General features: G+C 38.9%; 21 protein-coding genes. 20 read left to right on the forward strand and 1 reads right to left on the reverse strand.

Annotated features, from left to right (window positions below):
• The first annotated feature begins 230 nt into the window (after positions 1–230).
• From ESP02_RS04025 to ESP02_RS04100, 16 genes are all read left to right on the forward strand, one after another.
• A complete protein-coding gene (locus ESP02_RS04025) occupies positions 231–716 on the forward strand; it encodes a MaoC/PaaZ C-terminal domain-containing protein (RefSeq protein WP_002291977.1) in 486 nt (161 codons plus the stop codon).
• A complete protein-coding gene (locus ESP02_RS04030) occupies positions 709–1,392 on the forward strand; it encodes a Bax inhibitor-1/YccA family protein (protein WP_002374546.1) in 684 nt (227 codons plus the stop codon). Before ESP02_RS04025 ends, ESP02_RS04030 begins: the two co-directional genes overlap by 8 nt.
• A 124-nt stretch (positions 1,393–1,516) precedes the next feature.
• Positions 1,517–4,162 carry a DNA polymerase I gene (gene polA / locus ESP02_RS04035; RefSeq protein ID WP_002374548.1) on the forward strand — a complete coding sequence of 882 codons (2,646 nt, stop codon included), beginning with the start codon at positions 1,517–1,519 and terminating at the stop codon, positions 4,160–4,162.
• A gap of 44 nt (positions 4,163–4,206) precedes the next feature.
• Entirely contained in the window at positions 4,207–5,043 is an 837-nt protein-coding gene (gene mutM, locus ESP02_RS04040; protein ID WP_002374550.1) for a DNA-formamidopyrimidine glycosylase, read from the forward strand.
• A complete protein-coding gene (gene coaE, locus ESP02_RS04045; RefSeq protein ID WP_025478500.1) occupies positions 5,007–5,636 on the forward strand; it encodes a dephospho-CoA kinase in 630 nt (209 codons plus the stop codon). Before mutM ends, coaE begins: the two co-directional genes overlap by 37 nt.
• 51 nt (positions 5,637–5,687) lie before the next feature.
• Positions 5,688–6,020: a hypothetical protein gene (locus ESP02_RS04050; RefSeq protein ID WP_002374553.1), complete on the forward strand. Its 333-nt coding sequence runs from the start codon at positions 5,688–5,690 to the stop codon at positions 6,018–6,020.
• Positions 6,021–6,333: 313 nt separating this feature from the next.
• On the forward strand, positions 6,334–6,825 hold the full coding sequence (nrdR, locus tag ESP02_RS04055) for a transcriptional regulator NrdR (RefSeq protein WP_038398767.1): 492 nt from the start codon (positions 6,334–6,336) through the stop codon (positions 6,823–6,825).
• Between the two features lie 22 nt (positions 6,826–6,847).
• On the forward strand, positions 6,848–8,221 hold the full coding sequence (locus ESP02_RS04060; protein ID WP_002374556.1) for a replication initiation and membrane attachment family protein: 1,374 nt from the start codon (positions 6,848–6,850) through the stop codon (positions 8,219–8,221).
• Positions 8,221–9,147, forward strand: a complete 927-nt coding sequence (gene dnaI, locus ESP02_RS04065) for a primosomal protein DnaI (RefSeq protein WP_002306563.1) — start codon at positions 8,221–8,223, stop codon at positions 9,145–9,147. Before ESP02_RS04060 ends, dnaI begins: the two co-directional genes overlap by 1 nt.
• 128 nt (positions 9,148–9,275) lie before the next feature.
• Positions 9,276–9,716, forward strand: coding sequence for a hypothetical protein (locus ESP02_RS04070; protein ID WP_002374558.1), 441 nt, complete (start codon positions 9,276–9,278; stop codon positions 9,714–9,716).
• Between the two features lie 144 nt (positions 9,717–9,860).
• Entirely contained in the window at positions 9,861–10,562 is a 702-nt protein-coding gene (locus ESP02_RS04075) for a tRNA (adenine(22)-N(1))-methyltransferase TrmK (protein WP_002374560.1), read from the forward strand.
• Positions 10,559–11,680, forward strand: a complete 1,122-nt coding sequence (locus ESP02_RS04080; RefSeq protein WP_002374561.1) for a Nif3-like dinuclear metal center hexameric protein — start codon at positions 10,559–10,561, stop codon at positions 11,678–11,680. The genes ESP02_RS04075 and ESP02_RS04080 overlap by 4 nt, the downstream gene beginning before the upstream one ends.
• Positions 11,681–11,693: 13 nt before the next feature.
• On the forward strand, positions 11,694–12,926 hold the full coding sequence (gene pepT / locus ESP02_RS04085) for a peptidase T (protein WP_002291957.1): 1,233 nt from the start codon (positions 11,694–11,696) through the stop codon (positions 12,924–12,926).
• Between the two features lie 130 nt (positions 12,927–13,056).
• Positions 13,057–13,971, forward strand: coding sequence for a diacylglycerol kinase family protein (locus tag ESP02_RS04090; protein WP_002374562.1), 915 nt, complete (start codon positions 13,057–13,059; stop codon positions 13,969–13,971).
• 28 nt (positions 13,972–13,999) lie between these two features.
• Positions 14,000–14,272, forward strand: a complete 273-nt coding sequence (locus tag ESP02_RS04095; RefSeq protein WP_002374564.1) for a DUF1294 domain-containing protein — start codon at positions 14,000–14,002, stop codon at positions 14,270–14,272.
• Positions 14,273–14,282: 10 nt separating this feature from the next.
• On the forward strand, positions 14,283–15,329 hold the full coding sequence (locus tag ESP02_RS04100) for a lysylphosphatidylglycerol synthase transmembrane domain-containing protein (protein ID WP_010732493.1): 1,047 nt from the start codon (positions 14,283–14,285) through the stop codon (positions 15,327–15,329).
• Between the two features lie 106 nt (positions 15,330–15,435).
• Here ESP02_RS04100 and ESP02_RS04105 read toward each other — a convergent pair whose 3' ends face one another.
• Complete coding sequence (locus ESP02_RS04105; protein ID WP_038398769.1) at positions 15,436–16,785, reverse strand: MFS transporter; 1,350 nt, start codon at positions 16,783–16,785, stop codon at positions 15,436–15,438.
• Positions 16,786–16,915: 130 nt separating this feature from the next.
• Here ESP02_RS04105 and ESP02_RS04110 point away from each other — a divergent pair, with 130 nt between their 5' ends.
• The 4 genes from ESP02_RS04110 to clpB all read left to right on the forward strand — a co-directional run bounded on the left by ESP02_RS04110 (position 16,916) and on the right by clpB (position 21,076).
• The gene (locus ESP02_RS04110) at positions 16,916–17,335 is read left to right on the forward strand and encodes a MarR family winged helix-turn-helix transcriptional regulator (RefSeq protein WP_002374569.1); all 420 of its coding nucleotides are present in this window, start codon (positions 16,916–16,918) and stop codon (positions 17,333–17,335) included.
• A 13-nt stretch (positions 17,336–17,348) separates the two neighbouring features.
• Positions 17,349–17,921 (forward strand): YcdB/YcdC domain-containing protein, encoded by a 573-nt coding sequence (locus ESP02_RS04115; protein WP_002338324.1) that lies wholly within the window; start codon positions 17,349–17,351, stop codon positions 17,919–17,921.
• Positions 17,922–17,936: 15 nt separating this feature from the next.
• Entirely contained in the window at positions 17,937–18,152 is a 216-nt protein-coding gene (locus ESP02_RS04120; RefSeq protein ID WP_002340731.1) for a hypothetical protein, read from the forward strand.
• A 314-nt stretch (positions 18,153–18,466) separates the two neighbouring features.
• On the forward strand, positions 18,467–21,076 hold the full coding sequence (gene clpB, locus ESP02_RS04125; RefSeq protein ID WP_002301554.1) for an ATP-dependent chaperone ClpB: 2,610 nt from the start codon (positions 18,467–18,469) through the stop codon (positions 21,074–21,076).
• The last annotated feature ends 9 nt before the right edge of the window (positions 21,077–21,085 follow it).

Here is a 21,085-nt window from a genome sequence, read left to right on the forward strand (position 1 = left end):
AACTTTTGATAAACGGCGTTCAAAAGCTTGCATCTGCAGTAATAAGCCCAACCAAATCAAAAACATGAGAAGCTGTTTTTCTTGGCTGTTCTTATTACTTGATGCAGGACAGCTTTTTCACGACCTCTTTAAACTATAGGAATCTGTTAAATCAATGGAGCAGAACTTGCCTTTTGTGCTGCTTTTGGTACAATAATGTATGATTAAAAATAAACTGGAGGGTTTCTATCTTGAACATAGGTAAGCCGAGAAAACTAGGAAAAACAATAAATGAAATCGAGGAAGGCGACTCGTTATCCTTAACAGAATCTATTGAAGATAACCAGCTTTTGCTGTATTTGGGATTGACGAATGATGCAAATCCTTTGTATATCCAACATGACTTTGCACAAAAAACAGAATATCATCAGCCAATCGTTCCATCAGTGATGCTGATGGGGATCATCACAAGTGCAATTTCAAAGCATCTTCCTGGACCAGGATCACATGTTGTCAATTTTTCTGTCAATTTTATTGAACCGGTTTTCCATTATGAAACACTGACTTTTCAGTTTGAGGTCATAAAAGTAGATAAGATGAAGGATGTGGTGACGATTTCTGTAGAAGCGGAAAACACGAACGAAGATCGTGTGTTGGATGCTGTTGTTATGGTCCAACCGCCACAAGTTCCTGAATTGGAAATAGCAATCGAAAGTGAAGGTGAATTAAATGAATAATCCAAGTACATCAATGTCAGGTATCAATCGTTTTTATGCAAAAGTTTATGGTTTTTTAGGTATGGGACTTGCCCTTAGTGCTGTCACTTCTTACTTGGCTCTTTGGGTATTTCCTTTGCAACTAGCAACTTTTATCAATAACTTTCCATTAGGCTTTATGGGTCTGTGGATCGTTGAACTGATTTTAGTAATGGTTCTAGGCGTAAAAGCACAAAAGAATCCGAGCTTAGCAATCGGTGGATTTATTGCCTACTCTCTTTTGAATGGCATAACATTAGCAGTTACTCTTGCATACTACGATATTGGAACAGTAACGCAAGCTTTCTTGACAGCTACCTTGATGTTCATGGGGATGTCTGTTGTCGGAGTAACAACAAAACGAGATCTTAGCGGGGTTGGAAGAGCAGGACAGGCTGCTTTGATCGGAGTGATCATTGCACTAGTCTTGAACATCTTCATTTTGAGAAGTAGCGCAGTTGAGCTGTTTATCTCACTGCTTTTAGTCGTCATCTTTGCAGGGATCACAGCTTATGATAACCAAAGCATTCGTAATATCTATGTCCAGACAAATGGAACAGCACATAGTGGCATTGCAGTATTCATGGCATTGAAGCTGTATTTGGACTTTATCAACTTGTTCTTGGCGTTTCTAAGAATCTTTGGACGGAACAACTAAAAAAGAAAAAATTGATCAGTTGGGGCTATACCGAAATATTTGGTATGGTCCCGCTTTTTCTTTTCGCATTCCGCATGATTCTTTGTTAGAATGAATAAGAACTTTACAGTAAGGAGTTAAGAAGATGACAAAAAATAAATTATTACTCGTTGATGGGAACAGTGTGGCTTTTCGCGCATTCTTTGCGCTGCACAATTCCCTTGAACGTTTCAAAAACAGAAACGGTCTTCATACAAATGCAATCTATGCATTCAATACGATGTTTGAAAATGTTATGCAAAAAGAGCAACCGACGCATGTTCTGGTTGCGTTCGATGCAGGAAAAACGACCTTTCGGACAGAAATGTATGCGGAGTACAAAGGCGGAAGATCTAAAACACCAAGCGAATTCAAAGAACAAATGCCATATATCCGTGATTTGTTGACGGGATTAGGTGTACAGTATTATGAATTGCCCAATTATGAAGCGGATGATATTATCGGTACTTTGGCTGAAAAAGTAGACAAAGATCAATTTGATGTCGTCGTACTTTCCGGTGATCGGGATTTGACTCAATTAGCTAGTAAAGAAGTCAAAGTGGATATCACTGTAAAAGGTGTCAGCGATATCGAAAGTTATACACCAGAACATGTGGCGGAAAAATATGATGGATTGACACCAAAACAGATTATTGACATAAAGGGGCTAGCCGGAGATGCCTCTGACAATATCCCAGGTGTGACTAAAATCGGTGAAAAAACAGCTATCAAGCTATTGAAACAATATGGCTCAGTCGAAGGAATCTATGAGCATATTGATGAAATGAAGCAAAGCAAAATGAAAGAAAATCTGATAAATGATAAAGAGCAAGCGTTCTTATCGAAAAAATTGGCAACCATCAATACCTCAGCGCCTGTGGAAGTCTCTATCGACTCACTGAAGTATGAGGGGAAAAATCTCGCTAAACTCGTTCCGTTTTATAAAGAAATGGATTTCAATCAGTTCCTTTCTAAACTGAATATCGTTGAAGAAGAAGTAAAAATGGATGATATTTTATTTGAAGTCGTGCATGAATTTAAAGAGGAAATGTTTACTACGGATATGGCACTGTATGTGGAAATGATGGGAGACAATTATCATACAGAGGAAATCGTCGGTGTAGCGTGGGGGACAGAAAAGAAAATCTATGTCACGAATGATCTGTCTGTATTCGAAAACCAAGCGTTCCATTCTTGGATCACTGATTCGACCCGATTGAAAAAAGTATATGATGCGAAACGAACTTATGTTGCTTTAAATCGCTATACTGGAAAAACGAAAGGAATCGATTTTGATGTCTTGCTAGGTGCATACCTTCTCGATACAAATGAAAAAAGCACAGATATCGAAGGAATAGCTGCACATTACGGATACAACGATATTCAATCAGATGAAACTGTATACGGCAAAGGGGCGAAAAAAGGTTTACCAGAAGAAGAGGAACTCTTTTTTGCTCATTTGGCGCGAAAAGTAGCAGCAATCAATGCGTTGACACCAAAATTGAGCCAAGAACTGGCAGATAAGAACCAAGAGGATCTTTTCCGAAAAATGGAACTGCCATTGTCTATCATTTTGGCAGAGATGGAAATAAGCGGGATCAAAGTAGATGCGACTCGCTTACAAGAAATGAAGGGCGAGTTTTCTGCTCGTTTAAGAGAGATCGAACAAAAAATCTACGAAGAAGCCGGCGAAGAATTCAATTTGAATTCACCAAAGCAATTAGGAGTGATCTTATTTGAAAAAATGGGATTACCCGTTATCAAAAAAACAAAAACTGGGTACTCTACAGCCGTAGATGTACTGGAACAGCTTCGTGAACAAGCACCAATCGTAGAGGATATCCTAACCTATCGTCAAATCGCAAAAATTCAATCTACCTATGTCGAGGGACTGCTGAAAGTGATCCAATCAGATGGAAAAGTGCATACCCGTTATGTCCAGACATTGACCCAAACAGGACGATTAAGCTCTGTTGATCCTAATTTGCAGAACATCCCGATTCGATTAGATGAAGGGAGAAAGATACGTCAGGCATTTGTTCCTAGAGAAAAAGACTGGTTGATTTATTCTTCTGACTATTCACAAATCGAGTTACGCGTACTTGCGCATATCTCAAATGATGAACATTTGAAAGCTGCCTTCCTAGAAGGTCAAGATATCCATGCCAGCACAGCGATGCGCGTATTTGGAATCGAAAAGGCAGAGGATGTCACACCAAATATGCGTCGGCAGGCAAAAGCAGTGAATTTTGGTATCGTGTATGGCATCTCTGATTACGGACTTTCACAAAATTTAGGTATCAGCCGAAAAGCAGCACAGCAATACATCGATACGTACTTTGAAAAATACCCAGGTGTCAAAGAATACATGGAAAGAATCGTACGCGAAGCAAAAGACCAAGGCTACGTTGAAACGCTGTATCACCGCCGTCGATATTTGCCAGACATCAATTCAAGAAATTACAATATCCGTTCTTTTGCGGAACGAACAGCTATCAATACACCAATTCAAGGAAGTGCTGCTGATATTTTGAAAATCGCGATGATCGAATTGGATAAACGATTGAAAGAAACAGGTCTTCAAGCTACGATGCTGTTACAAGTTCATGATGAACTTGTCTTCGAGGTACCTGAAAAAGAACTTGAATCATTAGATAAATTGGTGAAGGAAGTTATGGAACAAGCTGTTTCTCTCCATGTACCACTGATCACTGACAGCAGTTGGGGAAAAACGTGGTACGAAGCAAAATAAACATTGTTTAAGACAGAGCAATATAATGAAGGTGAAAAGAAAAAATGCCAGAATTACCAGAAGTAGAAACCGTTCGTAAAGGATTGGAACGGTTAGTAGTAGGAAAAACGATTCAGAAAGTGCAAGTCTTGTGGACCAAGATCATCGAGCAACCAGAGACACCCATCTTTGAGGCTTCTCTTGTTGGCGAAACCATCCAATCCATTGGACGTAGAGGGAAGTTTTTGATTTTTCATCTCGATCATTATGAACTGATCTCACACTTGCGAATGGAAGGAAAATATCAATTCACGAAAGAAAATACACCAATCGATAAACATACGCATGTACTTTTCTTTTTTGAGGACGGGAGCCAACTTCGCTACAACGATGTACGTAAATTTGGTCGTATGACAATCGTCGAAAAAGGAGCAAGTGCAACTTACCGAGGAATCATGAAATTAGGACCTGAGCCATTGCCTGACAGCTTTTTATTAGCAGATTTTGCAGCTGGACTGAAAAAATCGCACAAAGCAATCAAGCCTTTACTGCTAGATCAACGTTTAGTAACGGGACTAGGTAATATTTATGTAGACGAAGCACTATGGGAAGCGAAGATCCATCCAGAACAACCGGCGAATACATTACGTCCAAAAGAGATAGAACAATTACGTCTATCGATTATTGATGTTTTGAATCGTGCAATAGAAGCCGGAGGTACCACGATTCGCAGCTATTTGAATGCATTAGGAGAATCAGGCGGATTCCAAGTAGCACTGCATGTCTATCAGCAAACTGGCAAACCATGTATACGTTGTGGGACACCGATCGTGAAAACAAAAGTGGCACAAAGGGGGACTCACTATTGTCCGAATTGTCAAAGGCTGAAAATCGAAAAGTAGGCTTTGTTTTAGGTTTGACGGGCGGAATAGCTACTGGCAAAAGTACGGCAGCCAAAGTCTTTCAGTCTCATGGATTTCCTTTGATCGATGGCGACGTGATTGCCAGAGAAACTGTTGAGCCTGGAACGCTTGCTCTGAGGAAGGTTGTGTCTGTGTTTGGCCAAGAGATATTGCAGTCTGATGGTCAGCTAGATCGAGGGAAACTTGGGATGATTGTTTTTCCATCAAAGGAGAAACGGCAAAAACTTGATCAGCTATTAGATCCGTTTATCCGAAAAGCGATAAAAGATCAAATCGCCTCTCTAAGTTCCAATCATCCTTTAGTAATTGTAGATATCCCATTGCTCTACGAAGGTCATTATGACCACTATATGGATGCAGTAGCTGTCGTTTATACTACGCCAGATATTCAACTCAGACGCTTGATGAAACGTAATCAACTAACACTAGAACAAGCGCAGCAGAGAATTCGCAGTCAACTTCCAATCGAAGAAAAAAAGCAGCGTGCGGATATTTTGTTTGACAACAACGGAACGAAAGAGGAACTTGTGGAACAAATCGAAAATTGGCTTTTAGCTAATCGCTTTCTTTGAGTATCTGTGTCAAGTTTGCTATCCTGAGTATATAGAAAGCGAGGGATAGCGATGGGATCATTTAAAAACCAAAAGGATAAAGTCGTAGGTAACGCAAAAGAAAAAATCGGCGAAATACTCAATAAAGAAAATCTAATCGATGAAGGTCGTACGCAATCAGAAACAGCAGAAGAGAAAGAAAAGCAGTACCAAGCAAGAATCGATGAAATAGAAGACCAGCAGGCAGAAAAAGAAGCGAAACAGCAAGATTTGACTCAAGAACGAAAAAATCCGGCACCTGATCGTAGTAAGACACCGCTCCCAGAAAGTGAACACATTCCTGATGAACAAAAGATCGAGGAACAACGACTGAAACACTATACAGGAATCGAAGAGAAGTTATAAAATAGTAAGAAATAGAGACGTGACTTGAAGCAGATGATAAGATGTTCATCTGCTTCAAGTTTTTTGCGCTAGTCGACTAAATCAGCTTTTGGGCGAGTCATTTCTCAGCAATCAAGGTCATCAGTACTGGAAAATTGAAATTGGATGAGAACAGGGGACATAATTACGCATGAAAATAGAAAAAATTGTTCTTATATCCGTGTTTTTTTGGGTAGGACAGTCGCGTTTGTGATTTGTTTCGTGTTATAATACAACTAGTTGTAAAGAAAGACACATCCTTTATATAAAAATGCGATGCAAGAGGTGAGACAAAATGAGATGTCCCAGATGTCAACATAATAATTCACGAGTAATCGACAGCCGTCAAGCAGATGATGGACGTGCGATCCGTCGCCGTCGCGAATGTGAGAATTGTTCGTTCCGATTCACTACGTTTGAACGAATTGAAGCTGCTCCGTTATTAGTCATCAAGAAAAACGGGGAACGCGAAGAATTCAATCGCGATAAAATTTTAAGAGGACTCATCCGCTCAGCAGAAAAAAGACCTGTAGCTATGGAGCAAATGGAACAAATCGTCAACCATGTCGAAAGCCGCGTACGCAGTCTTGGGGAAAACGAAGTATCAACGAATCTGATTGGTGAATATGTGATGGAGGATTTAGTCGATTTAGACGAAATCGCGTATATCCGTTTTGCCAGTGTTTATCGCCAGTTCAAAGATATGTCTGTTTTCTTAAAAGAGTTGCAAGATATCGTGGATAAAGCAAAAGAAAATAATAAAGAGAATAATAAAGAAAACAATTAAGAAACAAAAAGGAGGCATTTCCTTGGAAAATGCTTGGAAAGAGCTTCAACCAAAAAATATTTACCAAGGAAGAAAAGAAGCTCCGCTGAGGGAAGACAGCAAGAACGCCTTGCTGTATCTTTATCAGCCACTGATCGGCGGAGAAGCCTTGAGTATCTATTTCACTCTATTATCAGAGATCTCGCAAGAATCTGGTGAAGGTCCTGAAGGGATGCATGCAGATTTACTCAGTAGTCTAGGCTGCGGGATCCCTCAATTTTATGATGCAAGAAAAAAGCTGGAAGGAATCGGCTTACTGGATGTTTATTTTAAAGAAGATAGCGATCTGGGGCCTCGTTTTATTTATGAGTTGTTAGAGCCACTCGTTCCTAAAGCATTTTTCAAAGATTCTGTTCTGGCATTTCTTCTTTTGGAAAAAGTTGGTGAACGACGATTCCAGAAGCTTACCCAGTTGTTTGAACCTAAAAGGCATACAACACAGGGATATCAAAAAATCACAAAAAAATTTTTAGATGTTTATCGCTTCAATGAAGCAGTATACGCTGCTAATCAAGAAAACATCGAATCACTGAATAAATCTTTTGAAGAATCTGAGCCAGCAGCATTACTTGAAACAGATTCGACATTCGATTGGCAATTTTTGAATGATTGGCTGGCAAAAAAACATATGACTGTTCTTGATGATTCAATCATCAAACAAGTCGACATGTATCATCAGCTTTATGGATTCGATGAACTAACTCTTGGTGAACTCATCAGTCAATCTTATGATTTTAGTGAACAAAAAGTATCCATGAAGGAGCTGCAAAAAGCTGTTTTGGCAATGCAGAGACGACCAGTAAAGCAAATAAAGGAAACAGTCGCTGTTGCTGAAAACAGCAATGAATCTCCGACGAATGAACATTTGACAAATGCAGCGCTTCAGTTGATAAAAGAAGCACAGAGCATTCCACCGATGAAATATCTGGAAGCAATCAAGTCAGAAAAAGGCGGATATGTTTCTAAACAAGAAAATTGGTTACTGCAAGACCTTGTTTCTCAATCAGGTCTTTCCAGCAGTGTGATCAATGTTTTGTTGAATTATGTATTGGTGATCAAAAATAATGCTAGCTTAAATGCTAGTTATGTGAATACAGTGGCAAATGAATGGGCACAAAAGAAAATCGCCACAGCAGAAGAAGCAATTCAGCATATTCGGCAAATAAGCAATCAAGCAAAACAATCAAAACAAAAGAAGCAAACAAATTATCCAAACGGCAAGCGAAATGTTCGGCGGGAAAAGCTTCCTGATTGGGTCAACCAGCCAAAAGATGAAAAACAGATCAGTAGTGAGAAAAAAGCAGAGATTGACCGCCGTTTTAAAGAATACCTGGCGAAAAAGGAGGGTGACATCTAATGGAAGACGTAGGCAAAGAATTGAAGAGGATCATCAGCAAACGTAATTATCAAGAAAAATATGCTGAAATGATTGCTGACGTCCTAAATGATACGGATGTTCAAGCTTTTCTAAGTGCACACCAAGAAGAACTGACACAAGCAGATATTGAAAAAAGCTACGCCAAATTGTATGAGTTCGTGCAGGAAAAGCGTAAATATCAAAAAAATGATCCAACGATGATCGCTCCAGGCTACGAGCCGAAGTTGACGTTGAATTTTCATTATGTGGATGTCACTTATGTACCAACAGAAGCATTGTTAGCTCGGCAAAGACAAGAAGAAATTAGAAGCCGAGTAAAAGCAATGGATATGCCAAAAGATATTCAATCAGCATCTTTTGAAAACTTTGAGCGTACAGATGGACGAGGATATGCGAGCTTAGAAGCCCTAGATTTTGTAGAGAAATATACTGCAGATCCAAAAGGGTATCATAAAGGTCTTTATTTGGTAGGGAGTTTTGGTATTGGAAAAACATACTTATTAGGAGCAACAGCGAGAGAACTAGCGATTGCTGGTTTCACCACGACATTAGTCCACTTTCCGACGTTTGCCGTTGAGATGAAACAGGCAATCGGAAAAGATCAAGTGGCAGAAAAGCTAGATGCAGTGAAGCGTTCCCCCATTTTAATGATTGACGATATTGGTGCAGACGCGATGAGCAGTTGGATACGGGATGAAGTATTCGGCGTCATCCTTCAATATCGGATGCAGGAACAGCTACCGACATTCTTTTCATCAAATTTCACAATGGATGAATTGGAACAGCATTTGTCCGTCACTCAACGTGGAGATGAAGAGCCGCTGAAAGCAAAACGCATAATGGAACGCATACGTTATTTGACAAAAGAAATCGAAATGACTGGTCGCAACCGCCGCAATGGTTGAAAAGTTGATAAGTCCAACTGATATTTGACCAAGGAGTAAAAGCAGGTCAGCGAATCTTTACATGGACAGAAATGACCGGAGACAATCACCGCAACAAGTAATGCAAAAACTTAAACGGAGGATTTTTTATGAGGGCTATTTTTTCTAGTATATCTGTAGTTGGTCTATTTTTTATTTTAGCAGGATGCGGTAGTGCAGATAGCAACACAGGTTCTGTTGATTCGATTGATGCGGGTCAAACAGTAAAAACAAGCAGTACGAAAACGGAGGGACAAAGCATATTTGTAGGAACGATTGAAAGCATCACTCAAGTAGAAGCGGAAGAAGAAACGATTCAGCTGAAACTCGTCGATGTCATGGCAAAGGAAGATCCAGCGAATATGGGGACATCATTCAGCAATGACGGAGTGATTTTGAACGCTACTGCTGAAAAAATAAGCGTGGACATAAATGAACTAAAAATCGGTGACAAAGTCCAATTTACATTAGTTGAGATGCCAATCATGACGATGTCTATCCCACCACAAGTGCCTGGAGATTCGATCATTGACGTTTCGTTGAACAAATAATCAGAAACACTTTATTCAAAAAAATGAATATGTTGTTTTATAGAACAAAAAGGTATATTTTTTAAGGAGATCTGGGAATTTTTTTATTCCTAGTCTCCTTATTTTATATGGAAAATGCTATAATTACCTAGAAGGAGTGAAGCTATGAACCATTTAGATTTATCTCAGCGCTTAGCGGCAGTTGGTGACTTTGTCCCTGAATCTGCTCGTTTAGCAGACATTGGATCAGATCACGCATACTTGCCTGTTGCATTGATGCTAAAAGGAAAAATCGAATATGCAGTTGCAGGTGAAGTCGTTCAAGGTCCTTATGAATCAGCACGTAAGCAAGTCCAAAAAGATGGATTGGAAGATCGTATCACTGTACGTCTTGCAAATGGTCTAGATGCGATCCAACCGCAAGATGCTATAACGGCTGTCACAATCGCGGGTATGGGAGGTTCGCTGATCCGAGATATCCTAGAAGCTGGCAAGTTGAATCAACGCCTAAGTGGACAAGAACGTTTGATCCTTCAGCCAAATATCGGAGAGCGTACGTTACGATCATGGCTGCAAGAAAACCAATACAAAATCCAATCAGAAAAAATACTTGAAGAAAACAAAAAAATATATGAAATCATTGTAGCCGAAAAAGGACAAAAACCAGTTACTTACAGTGAAATGGAGCTGATGTTCGGGCCATTTCTGCTTGAAGAGAAAAGTGAGATCTTCAAATCAAAATGGACAAGAGAGCTTCAACAAAGAAAAGCTATCCGTGAACAGCTCAAACAAGCAGCTAATCAAGAGGCACGTCAAAAACAAATCGAGCAGGAAATCCAAATGATTGAGGAGGTTTTAGAGTCATGACAATCAGCGGACGTACCTTCATCCAAAAGTTTGAAAGCTATTGTCCTCAATGGCTAGCTGAAGAAGGAGACCCAGTCGGACTGCATATTGGAACATTAGATAAACCGATTCAACGGGTAATGATGACATTGGATGTTCGCCCAGAAGTGGTCGAAGAAGCAATCGAGAAAAAAATCGATCTGCTGATTGCTAAACATCCCCCAATCTTTCGTCCTGTAAAGCGGCTGACTACTGATCAGCCGCAAGAAAAAATGTATGCAGATCTGTTGAAACATGATATTGCCGTTTATGCGGCACACACGAATATGGATATTATTTGGGACGGACTGAATGACTGGTTTTGCGAACTTCTTGGTATTGAAGTGGAGAGTTATTTAGTGAAGACTCATGAAATCCATTATAAAAAACTGGCGGTTTATGTACCTGTGGATCATGCACAGAAAATGCGTGAAGCATTAGCTGCAGCTGGTGCTGGTATGCAAGGCGATTATACCGGTACAAGTTTTACCTCGATTGGACACGGTCGATTTACTCCGAATGTTGGTGCACAACCAGCGATTGGGAAAGTAGGGAAGACAGAACAAGTTCAAGAAGCAAAAGTCGAGGTTATTTTGCCCGAAACAATCGAAAAACAAGTGATTGATGCCATGCAATCAGTTCATCCTTATGAAGAACCTGCGTACAATCTTTTCGCAATTGATGCACCAGTCGAAAAGTTTGGGCTAGGTCGAATAGGTGAATTACCGCAAGAAATCCCCTTAGAAATATTTGTGGAACAAGTAAAAAAAGTTTTCCAATTAGAGGGACTGAGAATCGTTCAGCCTCAAAAAACAAAATCATCCATCAAGCGTATTGCGATTTGCGGTGGAAGCGGCGAAAAATTTTATCCGCAAGCAATCGCTCAAAGAGCAGACGTCTATATCACCGGAGACATCTATTATCACACGGCTCATGATATGCAAAGCGCCGGATTGATCGCAATTGATCCCGGACATTATATTGAATCGTTATGCAAGGAACGGTTCATCGAGAAATTTGAGACTTGGAAACAAGAAGAAAATTGGGCTATTGACTTTTTCGTCTCTGAAACGAATACAAACCCATTTCAATTTAATTAAAGGAGAGAATACTATGTACGAAAATCTTTTGCCACGTTTTTTACGGTATGTCAAAACAGAAACACGCTCCGATGCAACAAGCAAAACGACCCCATCGACTCAGACACAAGTTGCTTTTGCGCAAGAATTGAAAAAAGAATTGGAAGAGTTAGGTTTATCTGATGTTTTCTATAATGAAGACAATGGATTCGTTATGGGAACATTACCAAGCAATGTCGATCATGAAGTGCGTTCTATTGGATTTATTTCCCACATGGATACAGCAGACTTTAATGCAGTAGGAGTCAATCCACAAATCATTGAAAACTATGATGGAGAGTCTACGATCGTACTAGATGCGGAAGAACGTTACACGTTGAATACAAAAGATTTTCCAAATTTGAAAAATTATGAAGGTCACACGTTGATTACTACAGATGGCAGTACTTTACTGGGAGCAGATGACAAATCAGGGATTGCGGAAATCATGACTGCAATGGAAATCTTGATCAATAATCCTTCTATCCCTCATGGTACCATCAAAGTAGCTTTTGGACCTGATGAAGAAATCGGTGTCGGAGCGGATAAATTCGATGTTGAGCAATTCAATGTGGATTTTGCTTATACAGTAGACGGCGGTCCTTTAGGTGAATTGCAGTATGAAACATTCAGTGCTGCTCAAGCAAATATCACGATCCAAGGGAAAAATGTACATCCGGGGACGGCAAAAGATACGATGATCAATGCTTTACAGCTGGCCATTGATTTTCATAATCAGCTTCCAGCCGATGAAGTTCCAGAAAAAACAGAAGGATACGAAGGTTTCTTCCATTTGATGGCATTGAATGGAAATCCTGAAGAAGCTTCTATGAGTTATATCATTCGCGATCATGATCGTGAAAAATTCGAAGCGCGCAAAGCACAAATCACACATATCCAAGAAGAATTGAATCAACGATTTGATCAAGAACGAATCAAAGTAGATATGTATGATCAATATTACAACATGAAAGAAATCATCGAAAAAGATATGAGCATCGTGGAATTAGCGAAACAAGCAATGATCGAGCTTGGGATCTCTCCAGTGATCGAACCAGTCCGTGGAGGAACAGATGGTTCAAAAATCTCTTACATGGGGATTCCGACGCCAAATCTATTTGCCGGAGGAGAAAATATGCACGGTCGATTCGAATTTGTTTCTTTACAAGTAATGGAAAAAGCAACAGATGTGATTGTTAAAATTGCAGAATTGAACACAAAGAGTTAAAATCAAAAAAGAACAGCTTATGACAAGGCGTTCGTCCGATGATGGAATGTCATCTGTCTAAGGCTAAAGGGCAGGACAATGGAATGGATTGTCCCGCCCTCTTTTTTGAAGAGTAATTAGGAGGTAAAGAATGGAAAAGCTGCTAGTTTTTTATAACAAAAGTTCAGGGAAAGATGAGGGTGAGAAATTAGCACGCTGGTTTCAAGATTATGTAAAAGAAAAGCAACCGGAATTATTTGTAGATTTAGCTGAAACTGGCCCGTCGATTGACCATGCGGATTTAGTCAAGAAAGCAGAAGCTATAGGAGCCGATACTCTAGTGATCATAGGAGGGGACGGCACGATCCATCATATCGTTCAAGCGTTCCAGCAAACGTTATCTCAGTATCATATCGGGTTACTTCCAGGTGGAACAGTCAATAATCTCGCACGTGTCCTTGAAATCCCCTTGAAGAAAGAAGAGGCTGCTGATGTGATTCTAGAAGGAAATGTCCGAAAAATAGACTATGGCCAAGTCAATGATGCAGTCATTATCTCTACACTGACAATCGGTATCTTAGCCGATACAGCAGTTTGGATCAGTCAAGAAGAAAAACAGCGTTATGGCTCGTGGATTTTTATCAAGAAATTCTTTAAGTTATTGCTGAAGAAGAAAAAATATCATTTGGATTTAGAAACAGACGAGGAGCATTGGAAAGGAAAATCCCAGTTATTGACAGTCACGATGTCTAACTCCGTGGGCGGCTTTACAAATTTCGACGACTCAGCGACCCCAGATGATGGAAAATTCCATGTAACGATCGTACCTTCCTTAGATATTTTCCGATTTATTTTTTATTTGCCTAGAATCATGAGAGGAAAATTCTATACGATACCTGGCATCACTTATTTCACAGCCAAACGCATGAAAATCAAAGCACAGGAAAGATCTGTTGGCACTCGGACAGATGGAGACACGACAGATGATCTTCCAGTTGAATTATCTGTTGTATCAAAAGGATTAGCAGTTTATTCACCAAAAAAAGAAGAAAAAGATCAGAAATAGTAGTTAATAGAAAGTTGGAAGAAGAATAATGGATGTATTGTTACACAATCCTTTGTGGTTTTATCTATTCATTGTAAATTTTTATTTATTTTGTCTGATGGGATATGATAAACATCAGGCTCGAACTGGCGGCTGGCGTGTACCTGAAAATAATTTGATATTTGTCAGTCTGTTAGGCGGTGGTTTGGGAGGATTGATTTCTCGGAAAGTTTTTCATCATAAAACAAGGAAAAAGAAGTTTACCGTAGGATTCACTGCGGGTGCGCTTGTTGATTTGATTCTCATTTATTTTTTCCATTAAGGAGCAGGAGATGTCATCTAAAGGAACGAAAATTAAAATCATTCTGAATCTGCTTTTGCTGATTGCGATTTTTGCTATTATTTATTATTTAATCAATCAATCATTTGCAGATATCTTTGCCGAATTACTGTCTACCAGTGTTGTCGTTTTGGCAGCCACTGTTATATTAGGGACAGTTTACCAAATCGCTGAAGGGCGCTCGATCAAAGAGATTGCGGAACCTTTCGCGCCGAATTTTACAACGAAAGATGGGTTTCTGACCTCTAGCTATATTGCATTTTATCGAATCGTTTCATTTGGTACAGGAACATTGATCTCGGAAATTTATTTTTATAATAAAAAAGGAATGAAACTGTCTCAGGGAGCAGGGGTGACAGCACTCCATATGATCATGTACAAACTTGCAGTGATTACCTATGCGTTAGCTGGCTTGCTCATCCAATTCTCTCTTTTTTATTCTAATAGTCCGTCAATGATCTGGTTTATTATTGCTGGCATTCTTTTGACGATCGTGATTGTTGCCTTTTTATTGGTAATGTCCATCAGTCTGAATGTCCAAATATTTTTTGTCAGCTTATCGAATAAGTTATTTAAGAGTGAGCGTTTGCGAAAATGGGTGGATACATGTAATCAGCAGATCTACTCTTTAAGGGAAACGGTCCAAACCATTATCCAAGACAGGACTGCGCTATTGCGGATTTATCTATGGAATATGTTGAAACTTGTATTTTGGTATGTACTTCCCTATTTGATTCTGATTGAAAACCATCCTAAAATAGATTTCCTACTGACCATTTCGTTTATCAGCTTTGCAGTAGTGCTTTCAGGAGTTATTCCTACGCCAGCTGGTATTGGATCCTTTGAATTTGTCTACTTGTTATTGTTTAGACCAGTTGTCGGAACAGTTGACGCAGTTTCTTCGCTTTTGTTGTATCGTTTCAGTTCCTTTATCTTGCCATTTCTCTATGGATTTGTGTATGTGATTGCTGAACGGCGAAGAGTGATCAAAGAAGAAATAATAGAAGTAAAAAAAGAGAATAAAGAAAATCAAGGGTAGGTCTTTTATAAGATCTACCCTTTTTTTTATAAAAGAAAAACATTAGGAAGCTATGTCACTTGAACATGTAAAAATATTTTTTCTTGAAGCAACTCTACCAATGCATTTATTCTTGACTGTCTTTTTTTAAAAGAACCATTAAGATGCTTAATAGAACAACAAACAAAGCAGAAAAAAATACTCCCTGATAACCATCAATTGAAAAAGTACTTTTACCAAACAATTGGAATACGATACCAAAAAAAGTGATCATGAAGCTTTGACCTAGATTTCTGCAAAGGGTGATGAAACCAGATACCGTACTGATATTTTTATCTGTAGCTAAAGCTTGTGCAGACAAGACACTTGTAGTAACCGTTGTGCCAGTACCAAATCCTGAAAAAGAGGCTAAGATAAGGAGAACGAAATAAGGCGTCATTTGCGGTAGAAATCCTAAAATAAGAAAAACTAAACCATTCATCCCCATACAAAAGGTTAACAAACGTTTCGTTCCAAAATATTTTCCTAATGGCACAGCAATCATCGATCCAGTAATAAAAAAGACAGAGGAAGGTAAAAGCGCTAAACCACCAAGGCTAGGAGATAAAGAAAGTTGCGTCTGAATCCATAACGGAAGATATACTTGAAACCCCATCATTGCTCCATTCATGAGAAAAGTAACGAGGTTGAACAAAAGAAAGTCAGATGATCTCAATGTTTCGACAGGTAAGACTGGTTCCTTTACTTTATTTTCATAGGAAAGCAAAATGAAAGAAACAAGGATACCAAAAAGGAAGACGCCACCACCAAGTATAAAATGATCTGGTATTATCTGGATACCAACTAGTAAAAGAAATAAACTTGTAACCAGAAAGAGATATTGTCCCAGTTCTTGATAAGAAAAAGAGACAGACGGACGTTTTTCTTCATCATAGAATAAAAGTAAGATCAGAATCGTTATTAAGCCAACAGGAATGTTTATAAAAAACACCCAGTGCCAACTAAAGTTTTCGACCAATAGCCCTCCTAAAAGAGGAGCAGCTAACGAAGCAATCCCCCATGCCGAATTATTCAATCCCATTATTCTTCCGCGAGATTCATAATCAAATAAATCACCAATCAGAGAGAAAGTAATGGGCATGATTCCTCCCGCACCTATTCCTTGAATTATCCTAAAAAATACCAGAATAAAAAATGATTGGGAAATACCGCAAAGAAAAGTACCTGTCATAAACAAGAGCAATCCAATGATAAAAATCGGTTTCTTTCCATACTGATCCTCCAGACGGCTGAATACAGGTGTTGACAATGCACTGGAAAATAAGTAACTAGAAAATAGTAAGGCAATCGGGATTTCACGACCAAAACTATTAGCAATAGCATTAGCAGCTGTGATGACGATCGTGGATTCGACTGCAGTCATAAATGCAGCAAGATAGATTGCTAGTAATATCCATCTTTTTTTTGGTTGACTCATCTTTTTTCCTCCTAAAAATCTTTTTAAGCATCCTACAAATTGACAAGTTCAATTATTTGTTTTAGAATATGCTTGCGCACGCAATTATATGCCTTGCGAGAATAGTTTGTCAACTAAAAGGAGGAGAAGAATGGAAAACAAAGGCGAAAGCAATTTAAAGTGGTTAGCCAAATTGACCCGAATTTATCAAAAAGAATTAGACCAAGCACTAGCTCCGCTCAAATTAAATTCAACGAATTATTACTTTATTGTGAAAATCCATGATTATCACCAATTGAAACAAGAAGAATTAATCAAATTGACCGGATTGGATGGAAGCAATGTCACCAGAACAATACAGAAGTTGACGAAGATGGGGTTAGTGACAAAAGAAAAAAATACACAAGATCGAAGAAGTTTTCTTTTAGAATTAACTGAAAAAGGACAAGAACTTCACGCTCAAGTAGTAGAATCTGTAGAAAATGCTCAGAAGAATTTTCTGTCAAAATTGACAGCGGATGAGCAAGGAACATTTGAGTATCTGTTAGGAAAGTTGGCACAAGAAGAATAGAAGGGTGATCCTCATGGAAAATACATCCAATGTACTAAAGGGACTAGTAGAAATTCCTAATCATTACGAATTAGTCAATGAATTAATAGAACAAAGAAACAAAAAGAAAGTCAACATCATCCGTTATCAAAATCAAGGAATCTATCTTCATAATGGACCAAGAATCATTGAAGTCATGGAAGGAAAGCATTTAGTCAGTTTTAAGAATCTGACCGAAATACCTGAAGGAAAATTGTTATCAATCGAACGTGCCAAAGCTTTAGCTGAAAAGATATTTCATAAGTTCAATCCAACCTATGCGAAAGGGTTGACATTTATGCGCATAGAGCAACAAAAACGTAGCTTTATAGATGAAAACAGCGTGGAACAAACATTTCCTGTTCAATGGATCAAATTTGCTCATCGAAATGGAAGCTACAACTGGGTTACATTAGGAGCCAACGGCAAACTCATTGAGATGGAAATCGACTCAAGGTGGGATTATTTTCACGGACGCCGACAAACGGAAATGTGGGACAATGACGATTGGGTATTAGCTCGTGAAGGAAAAGGGCCTCAGCTTCCAAGTCCGAATGCATTAGCTTAACAAGGAGGGACAGAAATGAACACGAATGGACTATATGATGAATTTGATCTAGAACTTTTAGGAAATCTAAGAAATCGGCTCCAGAGACTAGAAGATACAGACTATATGACTGCCTACTATAAAGGATACAGTGCTAGTGGAATGACACTGGACGAAATAAAAGAAGAAATAGAAGAACTGTCTCACACGATTCGAGAATTAGAAGATCGTATGGAAGAAACACAGTGGTGAAAAATATAGTTATTAAAAGCAAGTATTTAACGTAAATAATCAATGAAAAAAGAGCCAAACAGCTAAAATATTATTCTTCTATTGAAAAAGAACGCATGCCAAGTAACCATAATGGGTAAGATGATTTTACGTTTGTTTGGCTCTTTTTTTGTATACATACAATCAATTTTGTTTTTTTAAGATTTATATAAGACGAGAAAAAAAGTCAAAAAACTATGTGTATATTTTGACCAAAATTGACCAAAGCGATATAATAGTTTTTGTAAAGATCAAAGAAATAAGTGATCTTACCTTTAATTAGGAGGTATACCTGTATGAATATTGAGAAAATGACCACGACGCTTCAAGAAGCGATTGCTGAAGCTCAACAGATTGCGGTCACTCGAAAACACCAAGATATCGACATTGCCCATGTATGGAAAATCTTCTTACAACCTAATCATTTTGGTCGAAATTTCTATACGGATGCCGGATTGGACGTCGAATCTTTTGAACATGAAATCGATCGTCTACTGGATGAATATCCAGTTGTTTCTGGTGGAAACGTCCAATATGGACAAAACCTCAGCCAGAACTTCTTTCGATTATTGAATGAAGCAGACCAAATACGTGAAAGCTTCGGCGACGAGTTTCTTTCAACGGAAGTCGTTATTTTAGCGTTGATGAAATTAAAAAATTATCCGTTAACTGTTTATTTGAATAAAAACGGATTATCTGAAAAAGAATTGCGTAAAAACATTGAAGAGATGAGAGGAGGAGAAAGGGTGACCTCGCAAAACCAAGAAGAACAATACAAAGCATTAGAAAAATACGGCGTTGATTTAGTACAGCAAGTCAAAAGTGGAAAAATGGATCCAATCATCGGTCGTGATGAAGAAATCCGTGATGTCATCCGTATTCTTTCACGAAAAACAAAAAATAATCCTGTTCTGATAGGAGAACCCGGTGTAGGGAAAACGGCGATCGTTGAAGGACTTGCTCAACGTATCGTACGCAAAGATGTGCCTGAAAATTTAAAAGATAAAACGATTTTTTCATTAGATATGGGTGCATTGATCGCTGGAGCAAAATTCCGCGGTGAATTTGAAGAAAGACTAAAAGCGGTCTTGAAAGAAGTCAAAAAAAGTGATGGGCGTATCCTCTTGTTCATTGACGAAATCCACAATATCGTAGGAGCAGGAAAAACAGAAGGAAGTATGGATGCCGGAAATCTGTTGAAACCAATGCTTGCTCGCGGTGAATTACATTTGATCGGTGCCACAACTTTAGATGAGTACCGTCAATATATGGAAAAAGACAAAGCGTTGGAACGTCGCTTTCAAAAGGTATTAGTCAAAGAACCAACAGTGGAAGATACGATCAGTATTCTGCGTGGATTAAAAGAACGTTTTGAGATCCACCATGGTGTTAACATCCATGACAACGCATTAGTAGCAGCAGCTACTTTATCTGACCGTTATATTACTGATCGGTTCTTACCGGACAAAGCAATCGATTTGATCGATGAAGCCAGTGCAACGATTCGGGTAGAAATGAACTCTATGCCAACGGAATTAGATCAAGTTACCAGACGTTTGATGCAGTTGGAAATCGAAGAAGCTGCACTGAAAAAAGAATCAGATGATGCAAGCAAAAAACGACTGAAAAATTTGCAAGAAGAATTAGCTGAACTTCGTGAAGAAGCAAATGCAATGAAGATGCAGTGGGAAACAGAAAAAGAAGAGGTCAATTCTGTTTCAGCAAAACGTGCTGAAATCGATAAAGCAAAACACGAATTAGAAGATGCAGAAAATAATTATGATTTAGAACGCGCTGCTGTATTGCGTCATGGTACGATACCTCAATTAGAAAAAGAATTGAAGGAATTAGAAGCCAAAGCAAAAGACAGCGAGATTAAGATGGTTCAAGAGTCCGTTACCGAAAATGAGATTGCTCAAGTCGTTGGCAGATTAACGGGTATCCCCGTAACGAAACTTGTAGAAGGCGAACGAGAAAAACTGATTAAATTGAATGAAACACTTCACAAACGAGTGATTGGTCAAGATGAAGCAGTTGATGCGGTCAGTGACGCGGTGATTCGTTCACGTGCTGGATTGCAAGACCCAAATCGTCCTCTAGGTTCTTTCCTTTTCCTAGGACCAACTGGTGTCGGAAAAACCGAATTAGCGAAAGCTTTAGCTGAGAACTTATTTGACTCAGAAGATCATATGGTACGGATCGATATGAGTGAATATATGGAAAAACATGCTGTGTCTCGTCTAGTCGGAGCTCCTCCAGGCTATGTAGGTTACGAAGAAGGTGGACAATTAACGGAAGCTGTCAGACGAAATCCTTATACAATCGTCTTGTTGGATGAAATCGAAAAAGCGCATCCCGATGTCTTCAATATCTTGTTACAAGTCCTAGATGACGGACGCCTAACCGATTCAAAAGGGCGAGTAGTTGATTTCAAAAATACGGTTCTAATCATGACTAGCAATATCGGTTCACAGTTACTGTTGGAAGGTGTGACTGCTGATGGAACGATTCCAGAAGCAGTGGCTGAACAAGTCAACACGCTATTACGTGGAAACTTCAAACCAGAATTCTTGAACCGAATCGACGACACGATTTTATTTACACCATTGAGCCTAGACAACGTGAAAGGAATCGTTGACAAAATGGTGGCGCAATTGGCACAACGTCTGGAACATCAAGAAATCCTGTTGACAATCAGTGATGAAGCCAAAACGTGGATTGCTGAAAATGCTTATGAACCAGCATATGGTGCAAGACCATTGAAACGATTTATCACTAAGGAAGTAGAAACACCACTGGCTAAAGAAATCGTTGCAGGACATGTTATGCCTAAATCAAAAGTAACGATTACTTTACTTGATGGACAACTTCATTTCAAAACAGAAGAGCTAGAAGAAATCGTCTAATCTTCCATT

Source organism: Enterococcus sp. NBRC 3427, from assembly GCF_007996925.1.
In the GTDB taxonomy this organism is placed as follows: domain Bacteria; phylum Bacillota; class Bacilli; order Lactobacillales; family Enterococcaceae; genus Enterococcus_B; species Enterococcus_B lactis.

Excerpts from the sequence above, each read along its gene's own strand:
- ESP02_RS04030 (WP_002374546.1), top strand. The coding sequence starts at position 709 with ATGAATAATCCAAGTACATCAATGTCAGGTATCAATCGTTTTTATGCA.
- polA (WP_002374548.1), top strand. The coding sequence starts at position 1,517 with ATGACAAAAAATAAATTATTACTCGTTGATGGGAACAGTGTGGCTTTT.
- mutM (WP_002374550.1), top strand. The coding sequence starts at position 4,207 with ATGCCAGAATTACCAGAAGTAGAAACCGTTCGTAAAGGATTGGAACGG.
- ESP02_RS04050 (WP_002374553.1), top strand. The coding sequence starts at position 5,688 with ATGGGATCATTTAAAAACCAAAAGGATAAAGTCGTAGGTAACGCAAAA.
- nrdR (WP_038398767.1), top strand. The coding sequence starts at position 6,334 with ATGAGATGTCCCAGATGTCAACATAATAATTCACGAGTAATCGACAGC.
- dnaI (WP_002306563.1), top strand. The coding sequence starts at position 8,221 with ATGGAAGACGTAGGCAAAGAATTGAAGAGGATCATCAGCAAACGTAAT.
- ESP02_RS04070 (WP_002374558.1), top strand. The coding sequence starts at position 9,276 with ATGAGGGCTATTTTTTCTAGTATATCTGTAGTTGGTCTATTTTTTATT.
- ESP02_RS04075 (WP_002374560.1), top strand. The coding sequence starts at position 9,861 with ATGAACCATTTAGATTTATCTCAGCGCTTAGCGGCAGTTGGTGACTTT.
- ESP02_RS04080 (WP_002374561.1), top strand. The coding sequence starts at position 10,559 with ATGACAATCAGCGGACGTACCTTCATCCAAAAGTTTGAAAGCTATTGT.
- pepT (WP_002291957.1), top strand. The coding sequence starts at position 11,694 with ATGTACGAAAATCTTTTGCCACGTTTTTTACGGTATGTCAAAACAGAA.
- ESP02_RS04090 (WP_002374562.1), top strand. The coding sequence starts at position 13,057 with ATGGAAAAGCTGCTAGTTTTTTATAACAAAAGTTCAGGGAAAGATGAG.
- ESP02_RS04095 (WP_002374564.1), top strand. The coding sequence starts at position 14,000 with ATGGATGTATTGTTACACAATCCTTTGTGGTTTTATCTATTCATTGTA.
- ESP02_RS04100 (WP_010732493.1), top strand. The coding sequence starts at position 14,283 with ATGTCATCTAAAGGAACGAAAATTAAAATCATTCTGAATCTGCTTTTG.
- ESP02_RS04105 (WP_038398769.1), bottom strand. The coding sequence starts at position 16,785 with ATGAGTCAACCAAAAAAAAGATGGATATTACTAGCAATCTATCTTGCT.
- ESP02_RS04110 (WP_002374569.1), top strand. The coding sequence starts at position 16,916 with ATGGAAAACAAAGGCGAAAGCAATTTAAAGTGGTTAGCCAAATTGACC.
- ESP02_RS04115 (WP_002338324.1), top strand. The coding sequence starts at position 17,349 with ATGGAAAATACATCCAATGTACTAAAGGGACTAGTAGAAATTCCTAAT.
- ESP02_RS04120 (WP_002340731.1), top strand. The coding sequence starts at position 17,937 with ATGAACACGAATGGACTATATGATGAATTTGATCTAGAACTTTTAGGA.
- clpB (WP_002301554.1), top strand. The coding sequence starts at position 18,467 with ATGAATATTGAGAAAATGACCACGACGCTTCAAGAAGCGATTGCTGAA.